The organism is Acidovorax delafieldii 2AN (genome assembly GCF_000175235.1).
Lineage (GTDB): Bacteria > Pseudomonadota > Gammaproteobacteria > Burkholderiales > Burkholderiaceae_C > Acidovorax > Acidovorax delafieldii_B.
Map to the genome: position 1 here is coordinate 1 of NZ_ACQT01000016.1, position 15,814 is coordinate 15,814.

General features: G+C 66.3%; 12 protein-coding genes and 1 pseudogene. 5 read left to right on the forward strand and 8 right to left on the reverse strand.

Annotation, left to right across the window (positions count from 1 at the left end):
* Both ACDELDRAFT_RS04600 and ACDELDRAFT_RS04605 read right to left on the reverse strand, forming a co-directional pair.
* Nucleotides 1-1,725 (reverse strand): hydantoinase/oxoprolinase family protein (locus tag ACDELDRAFT_RS04600; protein WP_005793933.1); only part of this gene is annotated, 1,725 nt, incomplete at its 3' end.
* Between the two features lie 74 nt (nt 1,726-1,799).
* Entirely contained in the window at nt 1,800-2,327 is a 528-nt protein-coding gene (locus ACDELDRAFT_RS04605) for a winged helix DNA-binding protein (RefSeq protein WP_005793934.1), read from the reverse strand.
* A 183-nt stretch (nt 2,328-2,510) separates the two neighbouring features.
* Between ACDELDRAFT_RS04605 and ACDELDRAFT_RS04610 the strand changes: the two genes are divergently transcribed.
* Genes ACDELDRAFT_RS04610 through crcB form a run of 4 tightly spaced genes read left to right on the forward strand, consistent with a single transcriptional unit; the run spans nt 2,511 to nt 5,778 of the window.
* The gene (locus ACDELDRAFT_RS04610) at nt 2,511-3,494 is read left to right on the forward strand and encodes a TRAP transporter substrate-binding protein (protein ID WP_005793936.1); all 984 of its coding nucleotides are present in this window, start codon (nt 2,511-2,513) and stop codon (nt 3,492-3,494) included.
* A gap of 28 nt (nt 3,495-3,522) precedes the next feature.
* Entirely contained in the window at nt 3,523-4,032 is a 510-nt protein-coding gene (locus ACDELDRAFT_RS04615; protein WP_005793938.1) for a TRAP transporter small permease, read from the forward strand.
* Nucleotides 4,033-4,049: 17 nt separating this feature from the next.
* On the forward strand, nt 4,050-5,354 hold the full coding sequence (locus ACDELDRAFT_RS04620; RefSeq protein ID WP_005793939.1) for a TRAP transporter large permease: 1,305 nt from the start codon (nt 4,050-4,052) through the stop codon (nt 5,352-5,354).
* Nucleotides 5,355-5,391: 37 nt separating this feature from the next.
* Nucleotides 5,392-5,778: a fluoride efflux transporter CrcB gene (crcB, locus tag ACDELDRAFT_RS04625; protein ID WP_005793941.1), complete on the forward strand. Its 387-nt coding sequence runs from the start codon at nt 5,392-5,394 to the stop codon at nt 5,776-5,778.
* An 84-nt stretch (nt 5,779-5,862) separates the two neighbouring features.
* On the opposite strand, the gene ACDELDRAFT_RS04630 is transcribed toward crcB, so the two are convergent.
* Nucleotides 5,863-7,020 (reverse strand): cytochrome P450, encoded by a 1,158-nt coding sequence (locus ACDELDRAFT_RS04630; protein ID WP_005793943.1) that lies wholly within the window; start codon nt 7,018-7,020, stop codon nt 5,863-5,865.
* 705 nt (nt 7,021-7,725) lie between these two features.
* On the opposite strand from ACDELDRAFT_RS04630, the gene ACDELDRAFT_RS04635 reads away from it, so the two are divergent.
* Nucleotides 7,726-8,589: a TIGR00730 family Rossman fold protein gene (locus ACDELDRAFT_RS04635; RefSeq protein ID WP_005793945.1), complete on the forward strand. Its 864-nt coding sequence runs from the start codon at nt 7,726-7,728 to the stop codon at nt 8,587-8,589.
* A 237-nt stretch (nt 8,590-8,826) separates the two neighbouring features.
* Here ACDELDRAFT_RS04635 and ACDELDRAFT_RS04640 read toward each other — a convergent pair.
* The 5 genes and pseudogenes from ACDELDRAFT_RS04640 to pncB form a co-directional block, all read right to left on the reverse strand.
* Nucleotides 8,827-9,992, reverse strand: a pseudogene (locus ACDELDRAFT_RS04640) (MFS transporter).
* Nucleotides 9,989-11,842: a DNA recombination protein RmuC gene (rmuC, locus tag ACDELDRAFT_RS04645; RefSeq protein WP_005793951.1), complete on the reverse strand. Its 1,854-nt coding sequence runs from the start codon at nt 11,840-11,842 to the stop codon at nt 9,989-9,991. The pseudogene ACDELDRAFT_RS04640 and the gene rmuC overlap by 4 nt, the downstream one beginning before the upstream one ends.
* A gap of 78 nt (nt 11,843-11,920) precedes the next feature.
* Entirely contained in the window at nt 11,921-12,913 is a 993-nt protein-coding gene (locus ACDELDRAFT_RS04650; RefSeq protein WP_005793953.1) for a 2-hydroxyacid dehydrogenase, read from the reverse strand.
* 176 nt (nt 12,914-13,089) lie between these two features.
* Nucleotides 13,090-14,499, reverse strand: coding sequence for a sodium:proton antiporter (locus tag ACDELDRAFT_RS04655; protein ID WP_005793955.1), 1,410 nt, complete (start codon nt 14,497-14,499; stop codon nt 13,090-13,092).
* A 50-nt stretch (nt 14,500-14,549) separates the two neighbouring features.
* Nucleotides 14,550-15,758: a nicotinate phosphoribosyltransferase gene (gene pncB, locus ACDELDRAFT_RS04660; RefSeq protein WP_005793957.1), complete on the reverse strand. Its 1,209-nt coding sequence runs from the start codon at nt 15,756-15,758 to the stop codon at nt 14,550-14,552.
* Nucleotides 15,759-15,814 lie beyond the last annotated feature (56 nt).

The following is a 15,814-nucleotide window of genomic DNA, read 5'->3' on the forward strand; positions in this document are numbered from 1 at the left end:
ATTCAGGGCATCGCCCAGCGCCGGGCTGCTCTCCTCCAGCGGGGCCGGTGCATCCGGCCACGGCACCACGAGTGCCGAGTCGGACCCTTCGTAGCGCACGTGCACGCGCTGGTGCACCGCCATGGTGCCGGCGCCCGCCTGCTGCTGCACCAGTTCGGCCTGCGCGGCGGCAGCAAGCGCGTGCAGCGTGGCGGCGATATCGGGCAATGCCTCCGGCGCCAGCGGGCGCTCCACGGCCTGCTCGCGGATCACGTTCTGGTCCGCCAGGCCCATGCCATAGGCTGACAGCACGCCGGCCAGGGGGTGCACAAACACCCGCTCCATGCCCAAGGCATCGGCCACCAGGCAGGCGTGCTGACCACCTGCGCCGCCAAAGCACTGCAGGGTGTAGCGCGTCACGTCGTAGCCGCGCGCCACCGAGATCTTCTTGATGGCATTGGCCATCTGCTGCACCGCGATCTGGATGAAGCCCTGGGCCACTTCCTCGGGCGGGCGCCCGGTCTGCACGGCGAGTGCCGCGAATTTTTCGCGCACCGCGTCGGCGTCCAGCGGCTCGTTGGCCGCATGGCCAAACACGCGGGGGAAATGCGCGGGCTGGATCTTGCCCACCATCACGTTCGCATCGGTCACGGCCAGGGGCCCGCCGCGGCGGTAGCTGGCAGGACCAGGATTGGCGCCGGCGCTTTCAGGCCCCACGCGAAAGCGGGCGCCGTCAAACCCCAGGACGGAGCCCCCGCCTGCGGCCACGGTGTGGATGCTCATCATGGGCGCACGCATGCGCACGCCCGCCACCTGGGTCTCGAACTCGCGCTCGAATTCGCCCGCATAGTGGCTCACGTCGGTGGATGTGCCGCCCATGTCGAAACCGATCACGCGCCCATGCCCCGCCAGGGCGGCTGTGCGCGCCATGCCCACGATGCCGCCGGCCGGGCCCGAGAGGATGGCGTCCTTGCCCTGGAAGCGGTGCGCATCCGTCAGTCCGCCCGAGGATTGCATGAAGAACAGCGGAACACCGGGCATTTCCGTGGCCACCTGCTCCACGTAGCGGCGCAGGATGGGCGAGAGATAGGCATCCACCACCGTCGTGTCGCCCCGGCTCACGAACTTCATCATGGGGCTGGTGGCGTGCGATGCGCTCACCTGCGTGAAGCCCGCTGCACGCGCGATGCGGGCAGCGGCCTCCTCGTGCGCGGTGTAGCGGTAGCCGTGCATGAACACAATGGCCGCGCTGCGCAGGCCCGCGTCGTAGGCGGCCCACAGGCGTTCCTTGAGATGCTCCTCGTCCAGCGGCTCGATCACCTCGCCGTGCGCGCCCATGCGCTCCTGTGCCTCGACCACGCGGCTGTAAAGCAGTTCGGGCAGCACGATATGGCGGTCGAACAGGCGCGGGCGGTTCTGGTAGGCAATGCGCAGCGCGTCCTTGAAGCCCCTCGTGGTGATGAGCAGCGTGGGCTCGCCCTTGCGCTCCAGCAGTGCATTGGTGGCCACGGTGGTGCCCATCTTCACGCACTCGACCCGATCGGGTGTGACCGGCGCATCCGGCGCCAGCCCCAGCAAATGCCGGATGCCGGCCACCGCGGCGTCGCGGTACTGCTCGGGGTTCTCTGACAGCAACTTGTGCGTGACAAGCTGTCCATCGGGCCGCTTGCCCACCACGTCGGTGAACGTGCCGCCCCGGTCGATCCAGAACTGCCAGCGGGGTACGGAAGAAGACGGATTGGACATGAATTGCTACTCAATCAATAGCTGCTCGCGCTTATGCAGCAAGCGCAAGCGGCGTTTTTCATCAAAAACCAGGGCTACAGCGACGCGGCGGACCGGGCCGCCTGGTCGTACATGCCCGAGAGCACGCGCAACAGCCGGGCCAGCTCGCCAATGTCGCGGTTCAGGGCGTCGTCGACGTTGAGCGCCTCGATCAGGCAGGTCTCGCGGATCTCGCGGTAGCGCTGCACATAGGCGCGGCCAGTGTCGGTGGCGGCGTAGGTGACTTCCTTGCCATTCTTCTTGGAGGCCACCACGCCCAGCGTCAGCAGCTTCTTGAGCGAATAGTTCACCAGGTGCGTGTCTTCCACGTTCATGATGAAACAGATGTCGGCCAGCCGCTTGTCGCGTGCCCGGTGCGTGACATGGTGCAGCACCACCACATCGAGCGGCGTCAGGTCCTTCAGGCCGGCGGCCGACATGCAGTGCACCACCCAGCGGTGGAACGCATTGCCCGCCACGATGAGGCCGAATTCGAACTCGCTCATCTCCGCGCTGTGTGCCGACACCAGGTGCGCAGACGACACGATGGGCCCCGAATCGCTCATGGCCTTGGCAGGTTTCATGGAAAAGGCATCTCCGCAAAAAGCCCCGTTGGCACGGGATGTGCATGCAAACATTGTAGGCATGTCGATGGTAATTTGTTGGCAATTTGTCATCATTCAGGCAAAACACCTATGCCCAAATGCCGTGCCTTCGATAGAGTGACCTTTCCTGTTTGTCACACCCAACCCTGCGGAGCGAACCCCATGAAGCGTCGAATCTTCCCCACCGCGGCACTCTGCCTGGCCCTGGCCGCTGGTCTGTCTGTCACCTCGGCCTTTGCACAGACCAAGTGGGACCTGGCGGCCGCGTATCCGTCCACCAACTTCCACACCGAGAACCTGGTGCAGCTGGCCAGCGACGTGGACAAGGCCACGGGCGGCAAGTTCAAGATCACGGTGCATGCCAACGCCGCGCTGTTCAAGGCCCCCGAGATCAAGCGCGCCGTGCAGGGCGGGCAGGCACAGATGGGCGAGATCCTGCTGGCCAACTTCCAGAACGAATGGCAGCTGTTTGGCGTGGACGGCCTGCCCTTCCTGGCCGACAGCTACGACGCGTCCAAGAAGCTCTACGCAGCACAAAAGCCTTTTCTGGAAAAGAAGCTGGCTGAACAGGGAATGATGCTGCTGTACGCCGTGGCATGGCCGCCGCAAGGCATCTACACCAAGAAGCCACTGGCCACCGCCGCCGACCTCAAGGGCATCAAGTGGCGCGCCTACAGCCCCGCCACAGCACGCATTGCCGAACTCGTGGGCGCACAGCCCGTCACGGTGCAGGCGGCCGAGTTCTCGCAGGCCCTGGCCACGGGCGTGGTCGAATCGACGATGACCTCGGGAGCCACGGGCGTGGACAGCAAGCTCTACGAACACCTCAAGTACTACTACGACACCCAGGCCTGGCTGCCCAAGAATGCGGTGCTGGTGAACAAGAAGGCGTTTGACGCACTGGACAAGCCCCTGCAGCAAGTGCTGCTCAAGGCAGGTGCCGACGCCGAGGCGCGCGGCTGGGCCAGCAGTGCCAAGGTGAACACCGACACCATGGCCAAGCTCAAGGCCAGCGGCATGGAAGTGGTGGCGCCGCCTGCTGCGCTGAAGGCCGACATGGCCAAGGTGGGCGACACCATGCTCAAGGAATGGCTCGACAAGGCCGGCCCCGAGGGCAAGGCCCTGATCGACACCTACCGCAAGTAAGCCTTCCATATTCTCAAAGACTGAGCCCATGCGTCGTCTGCTGAATTTTCTGTACGACAGCGCCGCCGCCCTGGCGGCGCTTTTCATGGTCGGCCTGCTGGGCATGGTGCTGTTGTCCATCGCCAGCCGCCAGCTCCATTTCCATGTGCCCGGCACCGATGCCTATGCGGGCTACCTGATGGCCGCAGCCGGCTTTCTGGCGCTGGCCCACACCTTGAAGCGCGGCGAACACATCCGCGTCACGCTGCTGCTCAACTTCCTGAAGGGCGGCGCCAAGAAGGCGTTCGAGATCTGGGCCCTGGCGATTGCCACGCTGCTGGCGCTGCTGTTTGCGGTGTACAGCAGCAAGCTGGCCTGGCAGTCGCACGAGTTCCACGACATCTCCACTGGCAGCGACGCCACGCCACTGTGGATTCCACAAATCGCCATGGCCGTTGGCACGGTGATTCTGGCGATCGCGTTCGTGGACGAACTGGTGCTGGAGATGATGGGCCAACGTGTGGATGCCCCAACCGGCGAAGCCTTGCGCAATGAATAAACCCGGCACGACCTACCATGAGTGATCTCGCCATAACCGGCCTGCTTGTCCTTTCGCTGTTCCTGATTCTGGGCAGCGGCGTATGGATCGGGCTCACCCTCTCCGGCGTCGCCTGGATCGCTATGCAGCTGTTTTCCGCGCGCCCGGCGGGCGACGCCATGGCGGTGACCATCTGGGGCAGCGCTTCGAGTTGGACCCTCACCGCCCTGCCGCTGTTCATCTGGATGGGCGAAATCCTGTTCCGCACCCGGCTGTCGCAAGACATGTTCAAGGGCCTGGCCCCCTGGGTGCAGGCGCTGCCGGGCCGCCTGCTGCACACCAATGTGGTCGGCTGCACCATCTTTGCCGCCGTGTCAGGCTCCAGCGCTGCCACCTGCGCCACCATCGGCAAGATGACGCTGCCCGAGCTGACGCGCCGGGGCTACCCCGAGCACATGGTGGTGGGCACCCTGGCCGGGGCCAGCACACTGGGCCTGCTGATCCCGCCGTCGATCATCATGATCGTTTACGGCGTGTCGGCCGAGGTCTCGATCTCGCAGTTGTTCATTGCGGGCGTGCTGCCCGGCATCTTGCTGGCCGCCCTGTTCTCGGGCTACATCATGGTCTGGGCACTGCGCCACCCCGAGCAAGTGCCTGCCGCCGACGTGCGCATGAGCTTCATGCAAAAGCTGTCGGAATCGCGCAGCCTGATCCCCGTGGTGCTGCTGATTGCAGCCGTGCTGGGCAGCATTTACACCGGCTTTGCCACCGCCACCGAGGCGGCTGCCGTGGGCGTGGTGGGCTCGATGGTGCTGTCGGCCGTGCAGGGCTCGATGAACTGGGGCACCTTCAAGGATTCGCTGATGGGCGCCACGCGCCTGTACTGCATGATTTCGCTGATCCTGGCGGGGGCCGCCTTTCTCACGCTGGCCATGGGCTATATCGGCCTGCCGCGCCACCTGGCGGAGTGGATTGCCTCGCTGGGACTGAACCAGGCCCAGCTCATCATGGCGCTGGCGGTTTTCTACATCATCCTCGGGTGCTTCCTGGACGGCATCTCGATGGTGGTGCTGACTATGGGCGTGCTCATGCCCACGGTGCAGGCCGCCGGCATCGACACCATCTGGTTCGGTATCTTCATCGTGCTGGTGGTCGAGATGGCGCAGATCACGCCGCCCGTGGGCTTCAACCTGTTCGTGCTGCAAGGCATGACGGGCCGCCAGCTGCCCTGGATCGCCAAGGTGGCGATGCCCATGTTTTTGCTCATGTGTGCTGCCGTGGCGCTGATCTACGTGTTCCCCGGCATCGTGACCTGGCTGCCGCAGCAGATGTCAGCCCACTGAAGCCTGGGGGCGGCCACCGGATGTGGACAATGGCGCCATGCTGAATGTTCTGTCCATCTGTATCGGCGCCTGCCTGGGCGCGCTGGCCCGCTGGCGCCTGGGCTTGTGGCTCAGCAGCCCCGGCGCGCTGCTGCCCTGGGGCACGTTGGTGGCCAATCTGGTGGGCGGCTACCTCATTGGTGTGTGCCTGGCGACTTTCCAGGCCCTGCCCCAGATTGACCCCGTGTGGCGCCTGGCGCTGGTCACGGGGTTTCTGGGCGCGCTGACCACGTTTTCCAGCTTCTCGGCCGAGGTGGTGACCATGCTGCAGCAGCAGCGCTACCTGCTGGCGTCGGGCACCACCGCACTGCACCTGGGCGGCTCGCTGCTCATGACCGTGCTGGGGCTGCAGACGGTGGCACTGGCCCTGCCCAGCCGCGCCTGACCGCACCTGACAGCAACGCCCACAGGGCACCGGGCACACCACCGCGCGTATGCGCAGCTACGCCGCCGTGCTGCTGGCTGGGCGCTACTGCACACGCAGCCGCAGGCTCGAAAAGCCGCTGGCCGGGTACACGGCCGGCACCGCACCGCCGCCAGGCGCAGCCTGCCACTGCGTGGTGGCCGCAAGCAGCGCCTGCAGTGCCACCCGCAATTCCATGCGTGCCAGGGGCGCCCCGGGGCACACGTGGATGCCGGCACCGTACAGCAGATTGGCAGACTGGTCACGGTCCAGTTGAAACGTGTCAGGCTGGTCAAACACACGGCCATCGCGGTTGGCCGATGTCCAGTGGATCGTCAAACGATCCCCCGCCGCAATCGAGCGGCCGCCCAGTTCCACCGGGCAGGTGGTCACACGCCGGTTGGTTGCCAGCGGGCCGTGCAGCCGCAGGATTTCCTCGATGGCGGCCGGCACAAGCGCGCTGTGGGCGCGCAATTGGGCCTGCACGTCGCCATGCCCGGCCAGCCACTGCGCCAGGATGCCCACGGCAGCGGCGATGGTGCCAATCTCTCCCACCGTCCAGTTGCGCAGAATGCTGGTGATGTCGGCCGCGCTCAGGGGCGCTCCGTTGACGGTTTCCTGCATGAGTGCAGTGGTGAGGTCGTGCGGCGCCGCGGCACCGGCCTGCCGGCGGGTCTGCAGCAGGCCTTCCACGATGCCATCGAACTCCTGGGCCAGCGCCGCCAGTGCGGGCCTATCTTGCGCCAGGGTGGCGGCCTGGCTCTTGTGCAGCCACGAGACCAGCGGCGCATGCAGCGCCTGCGGCCAGCCCATGAAGGCGCACTGCGCGCGCACGGCAAAGGGCAGCGCAAAAGACTCCATCAGTTCCACCTCGCCCGCCCCTTGCAGCGCCTGCGCCAGCACGTCTGCAATCGCGTGGCACGCGGGCTCGAAGGCGTCCACCCGCTGCGCCGAAAAATAGGGTTCGATGACCTGGCGGTACGCGGTATGCAGAGGCGGATCCATGCCGTTGGGAACGGCCACATGCCGCGACACGGCATTGCTGAAGGTGGCCGGATCCAGCAGCACGCGCATGACATCGGCGTGGCGGAACACCGACCATTGCAGCATGTCGCTGAAGGCAACGGGACAGCGCTGGGCCACCTCGTCGTAGGCACGGATCGGCCCACGCTGAACGTCGGCCGACCGGGGGTCCCAGTCGGGTGGCTGTGCGGATGGGTTCATGGAATGGCACCAGGTCGAAGGCCCCTGTGGGGCCGGAGAGTTGCGCCGCGCCGCTGGGAGCGCCGCGCCTGCTTGCGCAGTATGGCCATGCAGGGGCATGGCATTCAAGCGCTGGCCGCGCTGGCAGTGCGGGTTTGATGGAGCGAACGCGCTCACCCGCGCCGGCTTGTTGCGGGCAAGCCATGCAGGCCGTGAACCGTGCACGTGCCTCAGTCCCCTGCCCGTCCACCTCCGCCCTCTTTACCCGTCGCCCTCACCCGACAACGGTCAGCGGTCAGATCGATAGGGATCGGCGCTACGGCCAGCATTGCTGTTGGCTGCCCGGGGGCTGCGCCATGAACAGCGGGCGCGTTCAGCCATGCAACCACCAGCCGCAAGCACCCTCGGCCCATCCCTCGCAACCACCCACGCATCTGCCACGCCGCCCACAACGCCCCACAGCGCCAAAGTATCCACCGCGCCCCCCGCGACCCCTCGTCGGCGTCGTCGCCTCTAGCTCCCGTGGCCTCTTTGCACCCCTCTGCACCCCCTTGTGGCCTGCACATCGCGCGCAGATTCACTATCGTTTTCATAGCTTGTAACGCGCATCCATCAAGTGCAAGCAAGTGATCTGGCATAAAATCCGGTCCAACCCGGCGCCCATGCGCGACGGGGCCATTCCCTCATCTTCACCGCACGGCCCCGCGCCGCAGCGCCCGCAATCCCATGGAAGCCAACACCCAACTCAACGAACGCCGCCTGGCCGATGCCTGGGCCGAACTGCACGCCCACGCCAACAACGACAACCCCCTGCATGCCGACGCCTACCGCCTGGCCTTTGCCGACCCGGAATTCCTGTTCCGGCGTGAAACCCGCGGCATCCGCTTTCAACTCGAGCTGCTCAAGCCCGACCTGGGCCAGGCCGAGCAAGGCATCGAGAACACGGTGGTGGTGTATGGCAGTGCCCGCTTCGTGGCTCCCGACGAGGCAGCGGCCCGCCTGAGCGAAGCCGAAGCCAGCGGCGACGCGGACCAGCTGCTGCGCGCCCGCCAGGCCGTGCGCAATGCCCGCTACTACGACCTCGCCCGCCAGTTTGCGGGCCTGGTGGCCGACTACAGCGAGCGCCAGCGCCCCGCCGACCGCATCTACATCTGCACAGGTGGCGGCCCCGGCATCATGGAAGCCGCCAACCGGGGCGCCCACGAGGCCGGCGCGTTGAACGTCGGCCTCAACATCGGCCTGCCGCACGAGCAAAGCGGCAACCGCTTCATCTCGCCATCGCTGAGCTTCAAGTTCCATTACTTTGCGCTGCGCAAGATGCACTTCATGATGCGCGCCAAGGCCCTGGTGGCGTTCCCCGGCGGGTTTGGCACACTGGATGAACTGTTCGAGGTGCTCACGCTGGTGCAGACCGGCAAGGCCAAGCCGGTGCCCATCGTGCTGTTCGGCGTGGACTACTGGAAGCGCCTCATCAACTTTGACGTGATGGTCGAGGAAGGCACCATCTCCGCCAAGGACCTGGAACTGTTCCACTTCACGGACGACCCGCAGAAAGCCTGGGACCTGGTCAAGGCGTTCTACAAGCTCTGACTGCGCTTGCGCACGCGCGGCGCGCCAGCGGCCTGGGCAAGGTGCGCAACGACGAGTGCGGCTTTTTGCGGCCTTGCCCGAAGGGTTGCCCTGCAAAGGCGGCGTCTGCGCCGTTGCCTGACCTAGGCCGGGCCCATCCTCGCCGCATGTCAGTGCGGCTTGCGGTGGGCGCCTTGCATCCACTGCCTTTGCGGGGCAACGGACACCATGAAAAGACTTTGAACAGGCTCTAAGGCGTCAGGCGCCGCGCCCCAACAGCCAGGCCTGGCGGGCGCCCAGCCCCACGCTCGCCCCCACCACCCAGAACAGCCCCGCCACGCCGATCAGCGCGCCCGCCGAGCCGAACAGCACGGGCATGAGCACGCTGGAAGCGTTGATGGTCATGAGCCGCAGCCCCAGCGCCTCGCCGTGGCGCGCGGGCGGCGTGATCTGGTGCAGCATGCTCATGATCATGGGCTGCACCGACCCCAGCGCAAAACCCAGCAGCACCGAGCAGGCACCCATGGTCAGCGCCGAAGGCAGCAGCGGGTAGACCGCGAACAGCAAGGCCGTGGCCAGCATGGCGGTGGTGACCACGGTGGCCTCGCGCAAGCGCTCAGCCACCATCGGCATCATCACCCGGATAAGCGCCGCCGCGATGGCGAAGGCCCCCAAAATGGTGCCGATCACCGAGGCCGACAGGCCGCGCTCATGCCCCAGCAGCGGCACGACGAAGGTGTGCACATCCCAGCACGACGACAGAAACCAGTTCACCAGCAGCAGGCGCCGAAAGCGCGGCTCGTTCATGAGATCCCACGCCCGCTGCGTGGCGCCGCCGGCCGCGGCAGCCACCGACGGCAGCTCGGTGGTGTCGCGCACCCAGAACCAGGTGGCCAGCGGCAGCAGGGCCAGCAGCGCAACGCCGCGCGAAACCCCTCCACGCTGCCGGCGGTGCTGCCGGCATGGTCGATCAACAGGCCGGCACAGAACGGGCCGATGAAGTTGGACACGGCCGGCCCGATGGCCAGCCAGCTGAACACGCGCTTGAGTTCGGTGGCATCGTGCGCGGCGCGGCCCACATGGCGCTGCAGCGCGATGGTGGCGGCCCCGGTGGCGCCGCCCGTGGCCAACGCCGCCACGCACAGCACCGGGAACACCGGAAACAGCAGCGCCAAGGCGGTGCCACTGGTAGCCACGACCACGGCGTAGCCCACCGGGCGCTTGAGGCCATGGCGGTCTGCATAACGCCCCGCGGGCAGGGCCAGGAACACCTGCGTCAGTGCGAACAGTGCCAGCAGCACCCCCACCGCCGCCGCGCTGTATCCCTCGTGCAGTGCCAGCAGCGGCGCGGCCATGCGCATGCCGGCCATGCAGGCATGCACGCAGATCTGGCCCGCAATGAGCCGCGCCAGCGCCCAGTTCACAGAAGATCGTCCTCGGGGTCCAACCCAGGCAGTGCGGCCGTGCGCACCCCCGCCAAGGGCACTGCAGTGTCAGGCGCAGGCAGGTCCTGCACGTCGCGCAGCTTGCGCTGGATGGCACGGGTGCGCACACCCACCTCATCAAACTTCTTGGCGGCGGCGTCGATGGATTTCTTGGTGGCCTCGACCACATCGCCAAACTTGGCGAACTCGGTCTTGACCATGCCCAAAAGGCTCCACACCTCGGACGAGCGCTTCTCGATCGCCAGCGTCTTGAAGCCCATCTGCAGGCTGTTGAGCATGGCGGCCAGGTTGGCCGGGCCGGTGATCATCACGCGGCAGTCGTTCTGCACGGCCTCGACCAGGCCGGGACGGCGCATCACCTCGGCAAACAGGCCTTCGGTGGGCAGGTACAGCACGGCAAAGTCGGTGGTGTGCGGGGGCGAGACGTACTTGGCGAAGATCTTCTTGGCTTCGAGCCTGATCGAGGTCTCGAACGCATTGCCCGCCGACAGGATGGCAGCCTTGTCGGCCGCATCCTGCGCGTCCATCAGGCGCTGGTACTGCTCCACGGGGTATTTGGAATCGATGGGCAGCCAGACCGGGTGCTCGTCGCTCTTGCCCGGCAGGCGGATGGCAAATTCCACCAGCTCGTCGCTGCCCGGCACGGTCTTGACGTTGCGCGCGAACTGGTCGGGCGTGAGCACGTTGTCGATGATGGCGCCCAGCTGCATTTCACCCCAGGTGCCGCGCGACTTCACGTTGGTCATCACGCGCTTGAGGTCGCCCACGCTGCCCGCCAGGGTCTGCATTTCGCCCAGGCCCTTGTGCACTTGTTCGAGCCGGTCGCTCACCAGCTTGAAGGATTCGCCCAGGCGCTGCTCCAGTGTGGCGTGGAGTTTTTCGTCCACCGTGCGGCGCATTTCCTCGAGCTTGGTGGCGTTATCGGCTTGGATGGCGGCCAGGCGTTCGTTGAGCGCGGTGCGCAGCTGCTCGGCGTTGTGCTGGCTGCCCTGCACCAGGCCGGTGAGCTGCTGCGACACGGCGTCTTGCAGCACCGAGAACTGGTTCTTGATCTGGAAGCCGTTGGCTTCGAGCTGGTCCTTGAGCGCCGTGGACATGGCGCCCAGCTGCGTCTGGATGTCGCCCTTGAGCGAGTCGAGCGTGAGGCGCGTGGCGGCCTGCAGGGCCTCGAAGCGTTCCTGGATGCGCTTTTCAAACAGCGCGGTGCTCTCGCCCATGGCTTCACGGCTCTTGACGCTTTCGGCCGCCAGCGCGGCCGTCGTGGTGGTGAGTTCGGTGCGAAAGCCCACCAGCGTGGCCGACAGCTCGGTGCGGGCGGCGGCGGCATCGGCCTGACCCTGCGCCAAGTGGGCCAGCAAGGCCTTGCTGCTTTCCTCGAGCCGCCCGGCCACGGCGTTCTGCAACGCATCAAACCGCTGGGCCAGCGCCGCATCCTGCGCGGCCTGGCGCTGTGTGAGGGCGGAGTCGAAGGCCGTGAGGCGCTGCTCCAGCCGCCCTTCGAACACGCCAAACGCTGCCAGCAGTTCGGTGCGGCCGCTGCGCGACTCGGTGACAGCCTGGGCCAGGCGCTCGTCCACCGCGTGGCGCAGCGTCTCGAGCGTGGTCTGCGTGGTCTGCGTGAAGCCGCGCAACTGCTGGCCCATGCCGTCCAGGGCGCCGTCGTTCTTGGCCACGGCAATCTGCGTGGCCTGGGCGGTCTGCTCGAGTGCCTGCAGGCGGGCCAGCCACTCGGCCGGTAGCTCGACGCGGGGGCGGCGCAGCAAAAGCAGCACCAGCAGAACGATGACAAGTGCCAGCGCAGCCAGCAAAACGAGGGTGTCGGTAGTCAAGGCAAATTACTATTGTTTTGATAGCTTCTAGCGCTTATCCAGCAAGCGCCAGAAGCCAATTTGGCGTGAAGATGGATGTCATTGCCCCCGCAGGCCGGGCGCAGGCTGGTTCACCGGCGTGAGCGGACCCTGCCCGCCCAAGAAGGCGATCAGGTTGTCGGCCGCCAGGTTGGCCATGGCGCGGCGCGTGGGCACCGTGGCGCTGGCGATGTGGGGCGTGAGCACCACATTGGGCACGGTGAGCAGGTCGGGGTGAACGCTGGGTTCGCCCTCGAAAACATCCAGGCCCGCTGCTGCAATGCGCCGATCGCGCAGGACCACCGCCAGGGCCGCGTCGTCCACGATGCCGCCGCGCGCAATGTTGATGAGCGTGGCCGTGGGCTTCATCAGCGCCAGCTCGGCCGCGCCAATGGTGTGGTGCGATGCCGCGCTGTAGGGCACCACCAGCACCACATGGTCGGCCGTGCGCAGCAGCTCTTCCTTGCCCACGTAGGTGGCCTTGCATTCGGCCTCCAGCGCGGGCGAAAGGCGCGAGCGGTTGTGGTAGACCACCTTCATGCCAAAGCCATGCGCGCCGCGCCTGGCAATGCCCTGCCCGATACGGCCCATGCCGATGATGCCCAGCGTGCTGCCGTGGATGTCGCTGCCCGCGAACATGTCGTAGCTCCACTTCGTCCACTTCCCGGCGCGCAGGTAATGCTCGCTTTCGGTCATGCGGCGGGCCGTGGCCATCAACAGCGCAAAGCCGAAGTCGGCCGTGGTTTCGGTCAGCACATCGGGCGTGTTGGTGCCTTGCACGCCTGCGGAGGTCATGGCGTCCACGTCGAAGTTGTTGTAGCCCACGGCCATGTTGGCGCAGATCTTCAGGCGCGGCGCCGCGGCCAGCAGGGCTGCGTCGATGCGCTGGCTGCCGGTGGTCAGCGCGCCGTCCTTGTCGGCCAGGCGCGCGGCCAGCTCGTGTGGCGTCCAGATGGCGTCGGCGGGGTTGTCCTCCACGTCGAAATGCTCGCGCAGGCGGTCCACGATGTCAGGGAAGATCGCACGGGCGACCAGGATGCGGGGTTTGCTCATAAGTCTTCAATCTCCAAACTATTCGCGAGGCACGTCGGCCCGTGAAACTGGCGTGGTCCAAGCCAGTGGCCGCCGAGCAATGGCCGCCCTGCAGCGAGGGCCGCGTCCTCCTTCCCGCAACGCGCTGCGGGGCGAGAGAAGGGGGAAGCGGCGCAGCCGCTCAGGGGGGATGTCCATCATCTGAACCAGATGAAGGTCATCACGACAAACAGCGGCACCAGAACGCCGCCCGACCACAGCATGTAGCCAAAGAAGCTGGGCATCTTCACGCCCCGGTCTTCGGCAATGGCCTTGACCATCATGTTGGGCGCGTTGCCGATGTAGCTGTTGGCGCCCATGAAAACCGAGCCCGCCGAGATGGCCGCCAGCGTAGGAGCCAGGGTGGTCATCAGCACGGCCGGGTCGCCACCGGCGGTGTTGAAGAACACCAGGTAGGTCGGCGCGTTATCGAGGAAGGAGCTGAGCGCGCCCGAGGCCCAGAAATACATGGCCGGGTCGGGCGTGCCATCGGGCCGTGTCACGGCAGCCACGACGGCACCGAACGGGCCGCTGACACCCGCCTTGAGCATCGCGATGACGGGAATGATGGTGAGGAAGATGCCGGCAAACAGCTTGGCCACCTCCTGCATGGGGCCCCAGCTGAACTGGTTGTCTTCATGCACCTTGCGAGGGGTGACGACCAGCGACACCAGCGTGACCAGGATCAGCCCCACATCGCGCACGATGCCGGGCAGGCCCACCTCGGTGCCCGCCACGTGGAACACCACAGACGACTTCCACAGCCCGCTCATCAGCACCAGCGCCACCACCGCGCCCAGCAGCGCGAAGTTGGCCTTGCCGTCGAAGCCGATGGCCTTGGAGTCGGGGGTAGGGTCAGCCTTGAGCACCTCTTCACGCCGGTGGTAATACCAGGAATCCAGCGCAAAGAAGAGGGCCAGCAGCGCACCGACCAAGAACAGGGTCTCGGGGAAGATGTGGCCCACGGTCCAGAAGAAGTCCACGCCCTTCAGGAAGCCCAGGAACAGCGGCGGATCGCCCAGCGGGGTGAGCGAGCCGCCGGCGTTGGAAACGATGAAGATGAAGAACACCACCACATGCGCCACATGCTTGCGGTTGTCGTTGGCGCGGATCAGCGGGCGGATCATGAGCATGGACGCACCCGTGGTGCCCATGAAGCTGGCCAGCACCGCACCAATGGCCAGGATGGCGGTGTTCAGCGCCGGGCCGCCATGCAGGTTGCCCCGGATGTGGATGCCCCCCGCGACAGTGAACAACGCCGTGAGCAGGATGACGAAGGGAATGTATTCACCCACCAGTGCGTGAACAAAACTGGCGCCCGCCGCGCCCGGCCCATGGACCACCGCAAACGGCAGCAAGAACGCCAGTGCCCAGCCCGCCGCCACCTTGCCGAAATGGTGGTGCCAGAAAATGGGCACCAGCAACGGCATGAGCGCGATGGACAGCAGGATGCCGGCAAAGGGCACGCCCCACAGCACCGACAGGCGGCTGCCGTCGATGTCGGCGGCACAGGCCAGGCCGGGAAGCGCGCACAGGGCGGCCACGGTCAGCCAGCGGGAAATCTTCATGGGTCTGTCTCCTTCTTGTCGAGGGGTTGCCGGGGCCACGCGGGGCGCGGTCACGGTACCGAGGGAATCTCGAATACCTGGCGCAGGTAGGCCAGGTATTTCTCGTCGTCGCACATGCCCTTGCCAGGCGTATCGGACACCTTGGCGACGGGCTGGTCATTGCAGCGCGTCATCTTGATGACCACCTGCAATGGCTCGTAGCCCAGATCGTTGGTGAGGTTGGTGCCAATGCCAAACGCCAGCAGGCAGCGTCCGTGGAATTGCCGGTACAGCTCGATGGTGCGGGGCACGGTAAGGGCATCGCTGAAGATCAGCGTCTTGGTCAGCGGGTCCACACGGTTGTGACGGTAGTGTTCGAGCAGGCGCTCGCCCCATGCAAACGGGTCGCCGCTGTCGTGCCGGGCGCCATCGAAGAGCTTGCAGAAGTACAGGTCGAAATCGCGCAGGAAGGCACTCATGCCGTACACGTCGGATAGCGCGATGCCCAGGTCGCCCCGGTATTCCTTGGCCCACATCTCGAAACCGAAGACCTGGCTGTCACGCAGGCGGGGGCCCAGCGACTGGCAGGCCTGCAGGTATTCGTGGGCCATGGTGCCCAGCGGCGTCACGCCCAGCTTCATGGCGTACAGCACGTTGCTGGTGCCGGCAAACTGGCCCGGTCCCGCCCCGCCGCCCGGGCGGCGGTCACCAGCGCCCAGGCGCGCCACCAGCACGCGCAGCACCTCTTCGTGCCAGGCCCTGCTGAAACGCCGGCGCGTGCCGTAGTCGGCAATCTTGAGCTCGTCCAGGCCTTCGCCCTGCAGCTGGGCAATTTTGACGTCGAGGCGCTTGCGCCCCTCGGGGAAGTCGGGCACCTTCTGGGTATTGCGGAAATACACCTCGTTCACGATGGCCAGCACCGGGATCTCGAACAGGATGGTGTGCAGCCAGGGCCCGCGGATGGTGATGTCGATCTCTCCGCTTTCCAGCGGCATCACGGTGATGTATTTCTCATTGAGCTTGAACAGCCCGAGAAAATCGACGAAGTCGCTTTTGATGAAACGCAGCGAACGCAGGTAGTCGAGCTCGGCCTCCTGGAAGTGCAGGCTGCACAGCGAGCGAATCTCGTCGCGGATCTCGCCCACGAAGGGCGCCAGTTGCACGCCGGGGTTGCGGCACTTGAACCGGTACTCCACCCGCGCACCTGGAAACTGGTGCAGCACCACCTGCATCATGGTGAACTTGTACAGGTCGGTGTCGAGCAGGCTGGTGATGATCATGGTGGGGCGGGGCCACGGCGGCAGCCCGGGGCGGAAACCATCGCTGGCAAGGCCAG